Raw genomic sequence first — 15,996 nt, forward strand, 5'->3', positions numbered from 1 at the left:
GGTATTCCGCAGAAGCTTTTTCGTGCTCTCGAATCTCTCCGCGCGATTACGGAAGGCCGCCGAGGCCTTACGGAAGGACTCGTTTGCCTTCCGGAATGGAAAAAAGACATATCGATGGTGCGCAGGACGCACAGACGCAGGGAAACAGGGCTCGGACCTGCCTATGGAAGGCGACCGCTCTCAGGGTGAACACACAAGCTTGAAGTTCTTCGGATCGAGCGGCTCCCGGGCTTCCATTTTCTTCTCCAGCGCGATCGCCTCGCGGACGGTCAGGCCGCGATGCATCCATTTGCCGCTGTCCATCTGGCAACGTCGCGTGCGCAGCATGAAGGTGGCCAGCAACAGCGCGTCATCGTCGGGCAGGTCGTGACCCGCGGCCTGGGCGACCTTGGCGGCCGCGAGATAGTCGTCCGGCAGCCGGATCTCGGCCGATGCGGCGCCGGCCGCCAACAACACCGCCAGTACAGAACCGATCATGGCATCCCTCCCCTTTTCCCTTCGCAGTGCGGGCAGACCGTGGTGCGCGACAGCGAGCGCCGTGGATTTTCCGCCAACGCTACCCTGACCGTTTTTCCTTGAACCTGTGAAAGTCCACTTTGACTACTGTTTTGCGCAACGGTGCGTCAGTTATCAAACCAGAAGACCAGCCGTTCGACGCCCAATGCCTGGAGCAACTCCAGCTCTGGATGAAAACCTTCATCCAGAAAGTCGCGATAGGTGTCCGCTTCCAATCGCTGCGGCCGTCCGCGCTGACTGAAACGCAAGGGCGCGTCGTAGTCGAACGTCAACAGCTCGTCCACGGTCAGCCACGAGCGCGAATGGATGTCCGAGGTGTCGGCGTCGCTTTCGCCGGCCTGTTCTCGCACGAACGCGGAAACATCGAGGGGAAATCCGCGAGGCTCGCTGATGGGGACGATGTTGAAAAAATATTCGTTGCGCACGCCGGCCATGAAGCTGAAACGCCGGTAGTCGCGGTTGGCGAGCAATTCGGTTTCGCCCATCGATTCGAACCGACCGGTCGCATCGCGCCGCTCGGCGAACATGTGGATATCGCAGCCCATCGGTTTCGTCCCTTTCGCCCCAATAAAAGACTACTACGACCCGCGCCTTCCGGATTCGACCGTGTCGTCCAAGCCCCAGATGTTGGTCAAATTGCGGACGAAGACGTTCGGATCGTCCTCATCGACATAGCCCTTGCCCTCGTCGCGCACAATGCCGGCCGCGATCAGGTCGGCGACGACCTGGTCCGTCATGTCGGCGTAGTCGCGCAAGTCGTCGAACGCGCCGATCGCGAACGGCCACACCGCGTCGTGATCGTTGACGAAGGCAATCGCGTCGCCGGGGTGTTCCAGCAAATACCAGGCCACCACGGCCGCCGCCGGATGCCCGGCGATCTCGCGTTGGGTCGATGCCGGCAGGTGGCGGAACGCGATCTGTTCGCGACGGGTCGCGTTGACGAGGACATAGCCGAGGCTCATGGGCAACTCTCTGGCGGATTGATACGGAACAGGGGGCCGGAAATAGCCGGAAACGCGGGTCAGATTGAATTTGGGGAAAGCCCGCGCGGCCCTCTATTTATCCAATGCGCGCCACGATCGCAGACCCATGCGCGCACCGCGGCATGACAGCATATTCCGCACCGTGACGACCACCGCATTAATCGAAATCGGACAACTTGACACGCGGACCGTCGCCCACCACAGTCGGCAACGCCTGATAGCGCTGCACACGCATGCAGCGCACTACGCGGATCAACCACTGACCGCACCACTGTCTTCATTAGTTCTCTGGGGGGAACAGCCGCGCCGCAGCAGGTCTGCCGCGCGCGCTGGAAAAGGTTGGCGCGTCCGCGCCCGCCTCCTTCCCTATCCACCCGATATCCGGAGAACACACCTCATGAGTATCCGATTGACAGGAATCTTGCTGTCCGGCTTTTTGCTGGCAGCGTGGCTGTCGCCCGCGCACGCACAGAACGTCAGCTGCGCGGGGATCGCCGAATGGAACGCGTCCACCATCTATAACGCCGGCAGCAAGCTCGTCTATCAAGGGCGGCTGTACCAGGCGACGATGTCGATCTGGAACACGCCGCCCACGCACTGCCCCAGCTGCGGCTATTACCAGGATCTGGGCACCTGCAGCGCGGGCGGCAACACGCCGCCGACGGTCACGCTGACCGCACCGGCGAACGGCGCGAGCTTCACCGCGGGCGCCACCATCACCGCCACGGCGAATGCCGCCGATGCCAACGGCACCGTCACCCAGGTGCAGTTCTTCCGTGGCGGCACATCGCTGGGTATCGATACCACCTCCCCGTACAGCGCGACCTGGAGCAATGCCGCCGCCGGCAGCTACGCGATCACCGCGGTCGCCACCGACAACGCGGGCGCCACCACCACGTCCGCGGCGGCCAACATCACCGTCAATAGCGGGACGCCCGACACCACCGCGCCCAGCGTGCCGGCCGGATTGGTCGCGGCGTCGGTGACCTCGTCCAGCGTCAACCTGAGCTGGAACGCCTCCACCGACAACGCAGGCGGTAGCGGCGTCGCCGGCTACGACGTCTACCGCAACGGCACGCTGGTCGGCTCGCCCACCGGCACGTCCTTCAGCGACACCGGCCTGACCGCGTCCACGGCCTACACCTACCGCGTGCGCGCCCGCGACAACGCCGGCAACGCATCCGCGCAAGGCACGCAGATCAGCGCGACCACCAGCGGCGGCGGTGGCGGCGACAACACCCTGCCGAAGCATGCGCTGGTCGGGTACTGGCATAACTTCACCAATCCGTCCGGCCCGACCATCCCGATCAGCCAGGTCTCCAACGACTACGACGTCATCGTGGTCGCCTTCGGCGACGATGCCGGCAACGGCGCCGTCAGCTTCACGGTCGATCCGGGCGCGGGCACCGAAGCGCAGTTCCGGGCCGACGTGGCCGCGGCGCGCGCGCGCGGCAAGAAGGTCGTGCTGTCGCTGGGCGGCCAGAACGGCACGGTGACGTTGAACAACGCGACGCAGGTGACCAACTTCGTCAACAGCATGGAGGACCTGATCCGCTACTACGGGTTCGACGGCGTGGACATCGACCTGGAAAGCGGCGCGGGCGTCTACCACGGCGCGGCCGTGCAGACCAACCTGGTCACGGCCATCAAGCAGCTCAACACGCGCATCGGCCCGTCGTTCTACCTGTCGATGGCGCCCGAGCACCCGTATGTGCAGGGCGGCTATGCCGCGTACAGCGGGATCTGGGGCGCCTACCTGCCGATCATCGACGGCCTGCGCCAGGAGCTGGACCTGATCCACGTGCAGTACTACAACAACGGCGCGCTGTATTCGCCGTACAGCCAGACTGGCTTGGCCGAAGGTTCGGTCGACATGCTGGTCGGCGCCAGCCTGATGCTGATCGAAGGGTTCAGGACCAACAACGGCACCGGCGTCGCCTTCAACGGCCTGCGGCCGGACCAGGTGGCGTTCGGCCTGCCCTCGGGCCCGTCCTCAGCCAACAGCGGACTGGCGTCGCAGGCCACCATCACCAGTGCATTGAACTGCCTGACGCGGCTGCAGAACTGCGGAACCATCCGGCCGCAGCAGGCCTATCCCACCTTCCGCGGCGTGATGACGTGGTCGGTTAATTGGGATCGGCGTGATGGGTTTATTTTCTCTCGGCCGGTGCGGGCTACGTTGAATAGCTTGCCTTGATCGGCGGCGGAAACTTCGGGGGCGGGTGATGCTTTGCTTGCCCCTTCGACTCATCCTTACTCGGCGCCCTTGATGGGCGCCGATTTTTTTGTCGCCTATCCGTAAACTCACTTCAGCTGTTACCGGAAGCATTCAGACGAGCCAGCTTCGAGAAGACCAAGATGCGCAAGAGCTGGAACAGGAGGCAGAACAGCTTTTCCCTCCGTGAGTCGAGAAAGGTGGCTCTACCCCTCGTTTTTACTGACCCTTGTTTTCACAATTCCTTTTATCGCCTATCGAGCAAACCCAATTAAGCCCATTAAAACAAAGGAACGGACTCGGGCTCGCCGCGCTGCTCACTCTGGAACTTCTCGAGCGCTGACCACTGAATATATCGAGCAAGCCCACTAACGTTTCTTTTAGCTGATGAGTCTTTCCAACTAGCCCCAAGATGCTTACGAAGCAGATCTCCCGCTACCAACCTATCTCCCCCAGCCTCCACAAGAACCTTTGCAGCCAGCTTGATAGTAGATTGAGCTCGTACAATTTTCTTGCAGTTACTCAACAATTCTTCAAAAGAAGTCCAATCTCGCTCTAGACAGATATGATTGCCATCCATTTCAATAATACCCAGCGTCAACAAATCAGAAATAGCCTTACGAAAACCTTTTCCATCGAGTCGAGCCCGATCTAGCCGACTATTTTCGAAAATAAGACGCAGCACCCCCTCCAAACTCTTAGGGGATGACGTTCCGAAGAAGAATCCGAATGTTGCGCGATTATTTGATGTGCGCCCCATTTGAGAGCCGCGACCATCGGCTCGTGCTAAGCCATTCGCGCTTATGTCAACCAAGCCCGCAAATAACAACCAGCTCTTTAAATTACCTGCGTACTGACGCAATGTAGTTTGTGATAAAGGGGCACTTCTAGGCTGCTGCCTATCGAAAAAAGACAGCCATTCGTCATAGGGAAAGACCTTCTCTTTGCCCCATGCTCGTTCAATGGCTCTCGCGACGACATGCCGCTGAAGCTGCCTTCTTACGACAGAAGCAAGAGTGTCAGCAGAAATATCCCCCAGATGGGAGGCCACTCGATAGTTCCCAGAACCATCTGCGTCAACTAATTGCAGCGCAACTAGATCACCCAGCAAATTGAAAGTCGGCCCCTCCTTCAATTCTAGATGGACCCCCAGACCTCCGGCCGAGAGCGGCCCATAATCATTCAAAGCACGGACCGCCTTGAGTGCAACAGGAGGAGTTCTTTGAAAAGTTCGAGTCCATGGAATCTGCGGCACCTTCTCATCTACCAAGTAATCTCTAAAAATATCCCAATATATGACATAATTCATACCACTTCTTACAAGAAGATGTTGGTTAATTAATAAATTAGTAGCCTCTCGAGAAAAACTCTCTTCCACCTCAGCAACTGTTATAGGAGCTTTTGCAGCAACGAATCTTAAGCATCTAATATGCTCTTCTTGTAGTTGCTCGAGATCTTCCTTGAAGAGCTGTTCAATATCTAACTCACGTTCCAGAAGTAGGTACTGGGATTCTGGTGTGGACACACGCTGCAGAACATGAACAAGCAGTTTTTTGAGAAGCCATGGCAGGCCCTGACACTGCTCCGCCAGCCGTGATCGGAGTACTCTAGACAGCGTTTTTCCGATGGCCTTTTCGGCCTTTGAAACCACTCTAATTATCTCTCCGCGCTTAAATTCACCAACTTTGAAAGACCGTCTTCTATCAGCCAACTGATGCCATAGGTGATATGCAGGGTGTTGCTGAGGCAGGGACACGTCCGTTTTCCAAGCGAACCCCAAAATCAAAGGGGCTTGAGCCGCATCAATGTCTAAGCTCAGATCCCTCACCGCGTTGAAAACTTCAAACAACGCCTCCTTGGCAAATAACTCCTCGAATTGATCGAACAGTAGTACAGCAACTCGTGACTCGGCCTTCAATTGAGCCAAAGCCGTCTTCACATCCTGAGAGTCCAGGGGCTCTCTCAAGCTGTTTATCTTCAGGCTATTTTTCTTACCAGCGACTGATCCCAAAGCCTCCTTAAGAGTCAAACGAAGCGCCTCTGCTACGAAAGCCGCAGTATTAGCTGAGCGAGAGTCGATTGCCGTTACGGAACACCGTTCAATTGCGCCGGATGCCGCGCTCTGAACTAGTTTCAAAGTGAGTGAGCTTTTCCCCCAACCACTAGGAGCTTGCACAGCAAATGAACGAGTTGAAGTTTCTCCTTGTCTAACCTGCCCAATGAAGGAAGAGATACTCTTAATAACATCATCTCGTCCGACAAAGTCGATTGGTCTTGCAGGACGCGGATCCTCCCATGTATCTCCGGAGATCACCTTTGCGACCGGCGCACGAACTACAGGCGCCAGCTGCTTAGCATTGGGGACATCCGCAGCCTGAATCACCTGTAGCGCTGAGAATCGAGCTGAAGCCTCTGCAACCACTTGACTCTCTCTAAGTCCAAGTGGAGAACCGGCTCTCGCGTCAAAAACACAGTATTTCGCTGGCAGTCCGTCCTCTAGAAGCTCAACCAACCAAGAACGCTTGCCTGGCGTGACTATCAAACTCCAATCACCGAGGTCCCAGCCCGCCAACCCTCCCGCCAATGAGACTGGATGTACGATAGATCGCTGGGAAATTAGAACATCTATCGTCTTAGAAGGAGAGTACCAGGTAAATTTTCGGGCATGCTCGGGATCATTTTGAATTTCCTGCCATAATCCACGACCGTCCTTAGTGAGGTCGCTAGTGGTGAACAACCACCCACGATCCGCCTTTCTGATCTGAACGTTCCCCATCAGCTTTGTTATGACGTCAGCCGAAATTGCGTCACGGTGCGCCTTGCACTCCACAAGAATATTTATTGGCTGATCCTCACCCTTTGCGAGGATATCCAGCTCCATACCTGTTACGCGCAGCCGCCTTTCCGATGACAAGCGCATCGGCTTAAGTATTTCGACAATAAACTCCTCATAGAAATCACCTTTGTCGTCATTGCTCCAGTCATCTGGAACGGAAAAAATAAGATGGCGCACGTCGGACATTACTGTTTCCATTGTCTTCCCCCTCTATCAATCGCTCCATAACGACTCACGCCACACGTTTCGTTGAGTCCACAAAACAGCAAAACAGGGGTCAGAGTGGCCTTTCTCAATTCCTTGAGAGAAAGAGCACTTTGACCCCTGTTTTGGTTTTTTTGTAAAAGAGAAAAGCCACTCTGACTCCTGCTTTGAAAACGGTCATTCATTCAGCCATACTGCGCAGCACTCCTTGAAGACTACTTCCCAGGCTTTATGGCCTTGATAATTTCAAGCACCAAAACGCGCAGTTGCCTCGTACTTATAGGCCCTCTTACCAGGTGAGATTCTACAGGACGACCAAAATAACGCTCCGTTAATTTTTCTTTTATCTCATCCTTCTTCGGCTTATCCATCAACTCGATGAAAGGGCCGAGCGCCGCAAGTTCCAACTCTGTCTGCCTTGCTCTATCAGCATTCGAACGATGCCTTGCCGACTCACGAGCCGTATACCAAGCAGGAGCAGTGACTGCCAATGCGTATAAAAGCCTTACGCCAATAGCAATTGCGGTTACCGCAGTTATATCTGAAAAATAAAAGCGCGCAAACGTCGCAACCGCAAGGCCAATGCCCACCATAAAAAGGCAAACGGTTATTCGCCTCCAATTGTCAGCCTGCCTCGCCTCAGCCTCTGCAATTTTCCCAAAATTAGTTGTGATACCCATATCACCAACCACACCGAGAATCCGCGCAGCATCGTTCCGGATTCGTTGAGTGTCCTCAAGGGTCGAAGCCGATTCTTCTTTAATGCTTTCTTGAAGAACGCGTGCGTTACCTTGAATCAGCTCAAGCGCCTCTTCAAATTTATTTGTGCGCTCTCGCTCTCTTTCTGAAAATTGAAGATCGAGATTAGACACGGCCGCCGCTGCGCTACTTCGATCACGCGACACTGACTCGAGTAACTGTGTCAACTTAGCCTCAGATTCTGCAGCCTTCTTTCTTAGCCCTTCGACCTCTGTAATCAACAAATCTCTTTGAGCAGCGATGTTGCGAATGCTTTCCTGAGAAAACTCTTCCACCTTACGTGCATATCTCGCCGCCCCCACCTCCGAAGGACGGGCTGCAAAGCCCCAAAAGTAACTTGTTATATTTGAATCAATGTACGAGGCCGCATTCAGTAAATGGCCAATATTCTTATTTCCTAAAAACTGACTCACTTCACTTATGGGTACCTGCAGATTATTGTTGATCTGATCGATAGCGGGGATGGCAACAACTGCCGGAGGAGTAGTCTCCAGTAAATCTTCCAATGCTCTAGCCACGCCCGCAATCTTGTCGTGAGCACCTAGCGCTCTCTCATCGTCGGTGACCGCGGGCTCAGCGAACTCCGGCCGCTCAATCAACTCAACCAATTGATGAACAGAAGCATGAATAGAATGGGACTTAAAGGCACTCATTGAACCCCCTGTGGATACTAGCTAAAACACTCAATCCAATCACCGATCCTGCAGCACACAGGAGCACAGCCTGTGTTTAGATCTAGAAAAATATCGAATTTTCAGATATTCGAGATCCGACACTACTCTGTTGCTCCACCGCCAAAGCGCTGCTGCAAGGAGCATTGACATGCATCACTCCCCACTCTCAACCCCAGGTGCTTATTTTTTAGTCGATTTACTGCAATCCGATCACAGGACGGTGGAGTCGGCAGCGCATTTGGCCAGTCTGAAACCTGAGCTGCTCGACTATCTCCACACGAAGGCCATTGACCTTCACTCTCACGCCATCAGCGAAGCACGTGACTTACTCGATATCGTGCTGGAATCCTTGGAACACCCCCTATCTCCAGAACACCAACGCCGTTTGATAGAACGAGCGGACGACGAACTGGCATCCGCGCAGCGCTGGGGCGAGTTAGCGGCGAACGCGCGGTTCTGCCTGCAGCGGCCGGAGTTGGCGCAGCAGTTGGCGGGTGATGCGCGTGCGACGGGTTCGGACGGTGCGGCGGGCGATGGCGGAAAGCGGTCGCGCGGGCAGGAGCGGTCGGCCGGGTGAGTGGCGCGGGTGGTGTGGGTTCGTGGTCGCGGCTCGTGACCGAAGGAAATCCAGTAGGACGCCGCTCCTACAGGGGGCAGTGCGAGTTGCGCGGGTATGCACGGTGTTGCGAAGGCGCTCGGCTTTACGGGTTGTCTGACACTGGGCTTGTTCTGCGCGATTCGGCGACTGCGGCCACTATCGACAGCGGCACAGCCGCCATCGCGGCCCAGGCGCCGAGCGTGAATTGGCCCCATACCCACCAAGCGCCGAGTACGTGCGCAGTTGCGAATACCAGGCAAACCACGATCGCGAGGCGTGGCGCTCGCAGCAAGGCGATGATCGTCAGGATTCCGAGCACGCCTGCGCCTATCCACACCGTCTGCGCGATGGGCCCTGCGGCGTACAGGTTTTGAATCGCGGGGAACTGTTTGGGTAAGAAGCCGAGCAGCAGGCCAAGGCCGGTGGTGAGCGGGCCGAAGGAGAGGAAGGCTACCAATGCGACGGCGAATTGGGTCGCCAGTGAGCGGCCGGGCTGCTGCGGTGGGGCGTCGTTGGGCGCGGACGGTGGTGTGCTCATCGGATATCCCTATTCGGAGCTGGAAGTCTGGGCGTTGCTGCGCTCTAACGTGGGTTGCGGCGTAGTTGCGGGTTCGCGGTCGCGACTTGCGGCGCTCCTACAGGGGGCTTCGGGGTTGCGCGGCGAACGGGTGGTTAGCGCCCGCCGTGTACGGGTTTGTGGGCGCGTACGGCCATGACCACGCCTAGTCCCGCGAGCAGCGATACGGCCGAGGTGCCGCCGTAGCTCAGCAGCGGCATCGGCACGCCGACCACCGGCAGCAGGCCGGAAATCATGCCGCCGTTGACGATGACGTAGACGAAGAACGCCAGGCCCAAGGCGCCGGCGATCAGGCGCGAGTAGCCGTCGCGCGCGTCGGCGGCGATCCACAGGCAGCGGCCTACGACGAACAGGTACAGGCCCAGCACGGTGATCACGCCGACCCAGCCGAATTCTTCGCTGAGCACGGCGAAGATGAAGTCGGTGGTGTGTTCGGGCAGGTAGTTGAGGTGCGACTGCGAGCCTTGCAGCCAGCCTTTGCCGGTCATGCCGCCGGCGCCGATCGCGATCTTGGACTGGATGATGTTCCAGCCGGTGCCCAGCGGGTCGGTTTCGGGGTTGAGGAAGGTCAGGATGCGGTCTTTCTGGTACGGGCGCAGCAGCCAGAACCAGGCGACCGGCGCGATCGCGGAGACGCCACCGAAGGCGGCGGCGAACCACCACCACGACAGGCCGGCGAGGTACAACGCGAACGCGCCGCTGATGCCGACCAGCATCGCGGTGCCGAAGTCGGGTTGCAGCAGGATCAGCACGGTCGGCACGCCGATCAGCACGGCGGCGACGATCACGTTGAAGAATTTCGGCGGCAGCGCCTGCCGGTTGAGGTACCACGCCACCATCATCGGCAGGCTCAGTTTGAGCAGTTCGGCCGGCTGGAAGTAGAAGACCTTCAGGTCGATCCAGTGGCGGCCGTGCTTGCCGGTGCCGACCACCAGCACCAGCAGCAGCGGGATCATCGACACGGCGTAGATCACCGGCGTCCAGTTGCGCAGTTGCGGCATCGACATGCGCGACAGGCCCCACATCGCGGCCAGGCCGATGACGAAGCGCGAGCCCTGCGCGAGCACCATGCGCATGGAGTGTTCGCCGGCGCTGTACAGCACCGCCAGGCCGATCGCCATCAGCGCCAGCAACGCGGCGAGCATCATCAGGTCCAGCGTGCGGGTGAACCGCTGGGTCATGTCCCACAGGTAGCGCAGGATCACTTTCACCGGCGCGGTTCCGTGGTCGGCGCGGTGACCGGCGCCGCGTCGTCGTCGGCGGCGTCGGGGTCGAGGTCGGGTTCGATCAGCGCGTCGTCGCTGCGCGGCGCTTCGCTCGGGGTCTGGTTCGGCACGTAGCCGGGCAAGGCCGGGCGCAGCATCGAGGGGCCTTGCAGCACTTGCGGGGTGTGGCCGGGCTGGCTGGCGACGCGCGCGTTGATCTGCGCGACCGATTCGGCCCAGGCGCCGTTGACCGCGACGGGCTTGCCTTTCGGTGCGTCCTGTTCGGCCTGGGCGGCGGCTTCGCCGAGTTTGGAGGTGGCGCTGGGCTTGGGCGCGGCGCCGTTGGCGGCCAGCGGGACGACGGTCGGCGCGGGCGCGTCCTTCGGCACGACCGGTTCGGGCATCTTGCCGAGCAGCCAGGCGTCGAAGATCTTGCGCGCGATCGGCGCGGCGGTGCTGCCGCCGTAGCCGCCGTGTTCGACCACCACCGCGACCGCGATGGTCGGGTTGTCGGCCGGCGCGTAGCCGACGAACAGCGCCTGATGGCGCAGGTGGAACGGCAGCGAATGCGGATTCATGCTGACGTTGCCCTTGCGGCTGACCTTCTGCGCGGTGCCGGTCTTGCCGGCCATGCGGTACGGCGCGCCGCGCGCCATCATCGTCGCGGTGCCGCGGCCGCCGTGGATGGTCGCTTCCATGCCTTCGTGTACGGCTTGCAGGTGCGCGGGGTTGTCGGTGATGCGCACGGTGGGTTGCAGCACCTTGGGCACCCACGGCGATTCGTAACCGGTGCGGATCTCGCGCACCAGATGCAGCTGGCGCAGGTTGCCGCCGTCGGCGATCGCGGCGGTGCCGCGCGCGAGTTGCAGCGCGGTCACCACCCAATAGCCCTGGCCGATGCCGGCGATCACGGTCTCGCCCGGGTACCAGCCTTCCTTCTTGTTGCGCTTGGCCTTCCACGCCGGCGACGGCAGGATGCCGACGTTTTCGCCGGACAGGTCGATGCCGGTCTTCTGGCCGAAGCCGTAGCGCGTCATGTACTGGTCGACGCGGTCGATGCCCATCTCCAGCGCGAGCTTGTAGTAGTAAGTGTTGACCGACTGCGCGATCGATTCGCGCAGGTCGACCCAGCCGTGGCCGCCGCCATGCGAGTCGCGATAGCCGCGCTTCTGCCCGGCGATGTGGAATTCGCCGGTCGATAAGGTCTTGTCTTCGGCGCGGCGGAAACCGCTGTCGAGACCGGCCAACGCCATGAACGGTTTCATGGTCGAGCCCGGCGGGCCGCCGCCGAGCACGTTGCGGTTGAACTGCGGACGCGAGGGGTCGTCGTTGAGGGTTTTGTAGTCGACGTTGGAAATGCCGTTGACGAACAGGTTGCTGTCGTAGCTCGGCAGGCTGACCATGCCGAGCACTTCGCCGGTGCGCGGGTCGACCGCGACCGCCGAACCGTCCATGTCGCCGAACGCAGTGACCATCGCGCGCTGCAGGTCGAGGTCGATGCTCAGGCGCAGGTCGGCGCCGGGCTTGGCCGGGACGTGGCCGACCTGGCGGATCGGGCGGCCGTCGACGTTGGTTTCGATCTGCTCGTAACCGATCTGGCCGCGCAGTTGTTCTTCGTAGGAGCGTTCCAGGCCGGTCTTGCCGGTGTGGGTCAGCACGCTGCGCCCCATCGCCTCCTGGTCCTTGGTGTCGATGCGGCCGACGTAGCCGATCACGTGCGCGAACAACTCGCCGTAGGGATAGCGGCGGTTGAGGTAGGAGACCAGTTCGACGCCGGGGAAACGCCAGCGGTCGACCGCGAACGCGGCGACTTCTTCGTCGCTGACGCGCATCTTCAGGACGATGGGCTTGAACCCGCGCGAGGCGCGGCGTTCGTCTTCGAACCGCGCGATGTCTTCGGGCGTCAGCGCGACCACCTTGGCCAGCTGCGGCAACCAGTCTTCGCTGTCGCCGGCTTCGCTGGGGGTCACTTCGATCCGGAACGCGGGCACGTTGTCGGCGAGGATGCGGCCCTGGCGGTCGTAGATCAGGCCGCGGCCGGGCACCACCGGGCGCAGCTTGACCCGGTTGGCTTCCGAACGCATGGCGTAGTCGTCGTGCTGCCACACCTGCAGGCGGAAGTACCAGAAGCCCAGGCCGATCACCCCGATCAGCACGAAGGCGAAGGCGACGGCGGCGCGCAGGCGGAACTGGTCGGCCTCGGCCGCGGTGTTCTTCAGCACCCGCTTGTTCAGCGGATGACGTCCGAGCAGGCGGCGGCGCGGGCCCATCTCAGCGTCTCCGCCAGCTGCCCAGACGCAACGCGTCCAGCAGCAGGAAGATCAGCGGCCACAACGCCATGCCGGTCAGCGGCGAGAACCAGAACGCCGACGGCAGCGCCGGTTCGCGCAGGACCATGTGGATCGCGGCGGTGACGATGCGGTCGTTGAGCATCAGACCGCCGACCGCGAGCGCCTGCTGCGACAACGGGAAAAACCGCAGCCGCGCGCGGAAGCGCTGCAGGATGAAGGTCATCACCACCAGCCGCAGCGCCTGTTCGCCGAGCAGGCCGTCGGAGGCCAGGTCGCCGGCCAAGCCAACCAGAAAGGCGAAGCCCAGCCCGACCCGGTCGGGGTCTTCGATCACCCAGTACGCCAGCACCAAGCCGACCCAGTACGGCCGCAGCGGCAGCAGCACCTGCGGCATCGGCAGCAGGCTCAACGCCAGCGCGACGACCAGGCTGGTCGGCAACACCCAATGGTGGCGGGCGCGGGTCACGGGCGGTTCTCGGCGGGCGACGGTGCGACGCTGCGCGTGGGCGCGGCGGCGGGTGGGCGGGAGGTGGCGGGTGCGGATTGCGCGGAGCGCGATGTGGGCGTGTTCGTAGCGGCGCCGGCTGCGGGCTGGCGCGGGTTGCGGCTCGCGGCGGCCGCAGTAGCTGGAGCGCGCGAACCGTTCGTGGCGTTGCTTGCCGGCGCGTTGGCTGCGCTCGCGCCGGGGCGCGTGCCGCCGGCAGTCGTGGACGCAGCGGTCGAGTTGGGTGCAGCCGCGGCGGGTGGCTTGGACTTCCTGGCGCTGTGCTTGGCCGCCGCGGCGGCGACGGCAGCCGCGGCATCGGCCGCGGCGCGGGTCGCCGCGGCCTGCGCGGCCGGGCTTGACGCGGCCTGGGCTTCGGGCACGGCCGGTTGGGTGTCGAACTGGGTGGTGTCGGCCGGCGGCGGCGGGATCGACAGCAGCACCAGCACTTCGCGGCCGCGATCGAGCTGCGCGGCGGGTTTTACTTCGCCGACGAGGAACGCGCGGCTGTCATCGGGCTTCAGCGCCGCGATGGTGCCGACCGGGAAGCCCGGGGGAAAGCGCCCGCCCAGACCCGAGGTCACCAGCATGTCGCCGACGCGCACGTCGCTCGACAGCGGCACGCTGCGCAGGTTGAGGCTGTCGCTGCGGCCTTCGCCGTAGGCGACCAAGCGCACGCCGTTGCGCGCGACCACCACCGGCACCGCATGCGAAGGATCGGTGATCAACAGCACGCTGGCGTGCAGCGGGGTGATGCCGGTGATCTGGCCCAGCAGGCCGCCGGCGTCGATTACGCTCTGGCCGACGCGCACCTTGTCGCGGCTGCCGGCGTCGAGCACGAGGCGCTGGCGGGTGGGATCGAGGTCGATATCGAGGATCGGCGCGAGCACCACGTCCAGATTGCCGCGCTCGGCCGCTTCCAGCAGACCGCGCAGGCGCAGGTTGTCCGCCGCGATCGACTGCAACCGCGCCATGCGCGCCTGGTTGACCAGCGCGTCGTTGCGCAGCTTGCGGTTTTCCTCGGTCAGCTGGCTCATGGTGCCGGCGTCGTCGCTGACCCGCTCGATCAGCCGTCCGGGCCAGCCGGCGACCGCCCACAGCGGCGCGACCAGGGTCGCGGTCTGCTTGCGCGCTTGATTGAGCCAGCCGCCGCGGTGATCGAGCACGATCAGGGTCAGCGCCAACGCCAGGTACGCCATCAGGCGCAACGTGTCGGCGACTTCGCCGCTACGGGCTGCGGTGGATGGACCGGCGTAGGGAGGCATTAAGGGCCGGGAATCGGGAGTCGAGAATCGGGAATCGTAAAAGCGCGAACGCAGCGATGAGTCGCTGCGCACGCCTACCAGGAAGTTGCTGACATTACCGCCTGAAAGCGCAGGGAACCAGACGCGGCGAACCGGCTTTCACGATTCCCGACTCCCGATTCCCCATTCCCGGCTTCACTCGGGCGCGAAAAACTCGTTGCCGTGCATGTCGACCAGCTCCAGTGCGCGGCCACCGCCGCGGGCGACGCAGGTCAGCGGATCGTCGGCGACCTGCACGTGCAGGCCGGTTTCCTCGCTGATCAGGCGGTCCAGGTCGCGCAGCAGCGCGCCGCCGCCGGTGAGCACGATGCCGCGCTCGGCGACGTCGGCGCACAGTTCCGGCGGGGTCTGCTCCAGCGCCAGCTTGATCGCCGCGACGATGCCGGCCAGCGGCTCGCGCAGCGCTTCGAGCACTTCGTTGGAGTTGATCCGCACCATCTTCGGCACGCCCTCGGCGAGGTTGCGGCCGGAGATTTCGATGGTCGCGGCGCGTTCCTGCGGGTAGGCGCAGCCGATTTCCAGCTTGATCCGCTCGGCCGTGGCTTCGCCGATCAAGGTGCCGTAGGTGCGGCGCACGTAGTTGATGATGGATTCGTCGAAACGGTCGCCGCCGATGCGGACCGAGGCCGAGTAGACGATGCCGTTGAGCGCGATCACCGCCACTTCGGTGGTGCCGCCGCCGACGTCGACAACCATCGAGCCGCGCGCCTCGGTCACCGGCATGCCGGCGCCGATCGCCGCGGCCATCGGCTCTTCGATCAGGTAGACCTCGCGCGCGCCGGCCTCTTCGGCCGATTCCTTGATCGCGCGGCGCTCGACCTGGGTCGAGCCGCAGGGCACGCACACCAGCACGCGCGGGCTCGGGCGCAGGAAACGCGATTTATGCACCTTGCGGATGAAATGCTTGAGCATTTCCTCGGTGTAGGTGAAATCGGCGATGACGCCGTCTTTCATCGGCCGGATCGTGGTGATGTGGCCGGGGGTGCGACCGAGCATCTGCTTGGCCTCGCCGCCGACCGCTGCCACGGTCCGATTTCCGCCGATCAGCCGGTCCTGGCGCACTGCGACCACGGACGGCTCGTTCAGGACAATCCCTTGCCCGCGCACATAAATGAGGGTGTTGGCCGTGCCCAGATCGATGGACAGGTCATTGGAGAACATGCCGCGAAACTTCTTGAACATCGGGGGATTGGGCCGTTAAAAGTTGGGGCGAGCGGGGGGCATAAGCCTAGCAACCGCCCCCCCTGCGAGCAAGGAAAATCAACGGTTTCGCTCGACCTGCGCTATTCAGCAAGAGGGCCCGGATCGGGCCCGGCACCCCTGGGGATAACCCTAGGTCGCCGGCCGGTC

Annotated in this window: 13 protein-coding genes; 2 read left to right on the top strand and 11 right to left on the bottom strand. The window is 61.7% G+C overall.

The annotated features are described in order from the left end of the window. Positions 1-180: 180 nt before the first annotated feature. The 3 genes from KME82_RS21925 to KME82_RS21935 form a co-directional block, all read right to left on the bottom strand. Positions 181-477 (bottom strand): hypothetical protein, encoded by a 297-nt coding sequence (locus tag KME82_RS21925; RefSeq protein WP_215495895.1) that lies wholly within the window; start codon positions 475-477, stop codon positions 181-183. 146 nt (positions 478-623) lie between these two features. Beyond that, positions 624-1,043, bottom strand: coding sequence for a hypothetical protein (locus KME82_RS21930; protein ID WP_215495896.1), 420 nt, complete (start codon positions 1,041-1,043; stop codon positions 624-626). A 51-nt stretch (positions 1,044-1,094) separates the two neighbouring features. Continuing rightward, complete coding sequence (locus tag KME82_RS21935; protein WP_215495897.1) at positions 1,095-1,478, bottom strand: hypothetical protein; 384 nt, start codon at positions 1,476-1,478, stop codon at positions 1,095-1,097. A 430-nt stretch (positions 1,479-1,908) separates the two neighbouring features. Here KME82_RS21935 and KME82_RS21940 point away from each other — a divergent pair, with 430 nt between their 5' ends. Then, positions 1,909-3,696 (top strand): Ig-like domain-containing protein, encoded by a 1,788-nt coding sequence (locus KME82_RS21940; RefSeq protein ID WP_252255462.1) that lies wholly within the window; start codon positions 1,909-1,911, stop codon positions 3,694-3,696. A gap of 298 nt (positions 3,697-3,994) precedes the next feature. Here the strand turns inward: KME82_RS21940 and KME82_RS21945 are convergent, their stop codons facing one another. Together KME82_RS21945 and KME82_RS21950 are read right to left on the bottom strand one after the other, a co-directional pair. Then, positions 3,995-6,736 carry a restriction endonuclease gene (locus KME82_RS21945; protein WP_215495899.1) on the bottom strand — a complete coding sequence of 914 codons (2,742 nt, stop codon included), beginning with the start codon at positions 6,734-6,736 and terminating at the stop codon, positions 3,995-3,997. Between the two features lie 233 nt (positions 6,737-6,969). After that, positions 6,970-8,166, bottom strand: a complete 1,197-nt coding sequence (locus KME82_RS21950) for a hypothetical protein (RefSeq protein ID WP_215495900.1) — start codon at positions 8,164-8,166, stop codon at positions 6,970-6,972. Positions 8,167-8,335: 169 nt separating this feature from the next. Here KME82_RS21950 and KME82_RS21955 point away from each other — a divergent pair, with 169 nt between their 5' ends. Continuing rightward, complete coding sequence (locus KME82_RS21955) at positions 8,336-8,764, top strand: hypothetical protein (RefSeq protein WP_215495901.1); 429 nt, start codon at positions 8,336-8,338, stop codon at positions 8,762-8,764. 124 nt (positions 8,765-8,888) lie between these two features. On the opposite strand, the gene KME82_RS21960 is transcribed toward KME82_RS21955, so the two are convergent. The 6 genes from KME82_RS21960 to KME82_RS21985 all read right to left on the bottom strand — a co-directional run bounded on the left by KME82_RS21960 (position 8,889) and on the right by KME82_RS21985 (position 15,828). Further along, a complete protein-coding gene (locus KME82_RS21960; RefSeq protein ID WP_215495902.1) occupies positions 8,889-9,323 on the bottom strand; it encodes a hypothetical protein in 435 nt (144 codons plus the stop codon). A 134-nt stretch (positions 9,324-9,457) separates the two neighbouring features. Next, a complete protein-coding gene (gene rodA, locus KME82_RS21965; protein WP_215495903.1) occupies positions 9,458-10,573 on the bottom strand; it encodes a rod shape-determining protein RodA in 1,116 nt (371 codons plus the stop codon). Continuing rightward, positions 10,570-12,837 (bottom strand): penicillin-binding protein 2, encoded by a 2,268-nt coding sequence (gene mrdA, locus KME82_RS21970; protein WP_215495904.1) that lies wholly within the window; start codon positions 12,835-12,837, stop codon positions 10,570-10,572. The genes rodA and mrdA overlap by 4 nt, the downstream gene beginning before the upstream one ends. Position 12,838: 1 nt before the next feature. After that, complete coding sequence (gene mreD / locus KME82_RS21975; RefSeq protein ID WP_215495905.1) at positions 12,839-13,324, bottom strand: rod shape-determining protein MreD; 486 nt, start codon at positions 13,322-13,324, stop codon at positions 12,839-12,841. Beyond that, a complete protein-coding gene (gene mreC / locus KME82_RS21980; RefSeq protein WP_215495906.1) occupies positions 13,321-14,607 on the bottom strand; it encodes a rod shape-determining protein MreC in 1,287 nt (428 codons plus the stop codon). The genes mreD and mreC overlap by 4 nt, the downstream gene beginning before the upstream one ends. Before the next feature lie 174 nt (positions 14,608-14,781). Then, positions 14,782-15,828, bottom strand: a complete 1,047-nt coding sequence (locus KME82_RS21985) for a rod shape-determining protein (protein ID WP_046658019.1) — start codon at positions 15,826-15,828, stop codon at positions 14,782-14,784. Between the last annotated feature and the right edge of the window lie 168 nt (positions 15,829-15,996).

It is taken from the genome of Lysobacter capsici (assembly GCF_018732085.1).
Classification (GTDB): domain Bacteria; phylum Pseudomonadota; class Gammaproteobacteria; order Xanthomonadales; family Xanthomonadaceae; genus Lysobacter; species Lysobacter capsici_A.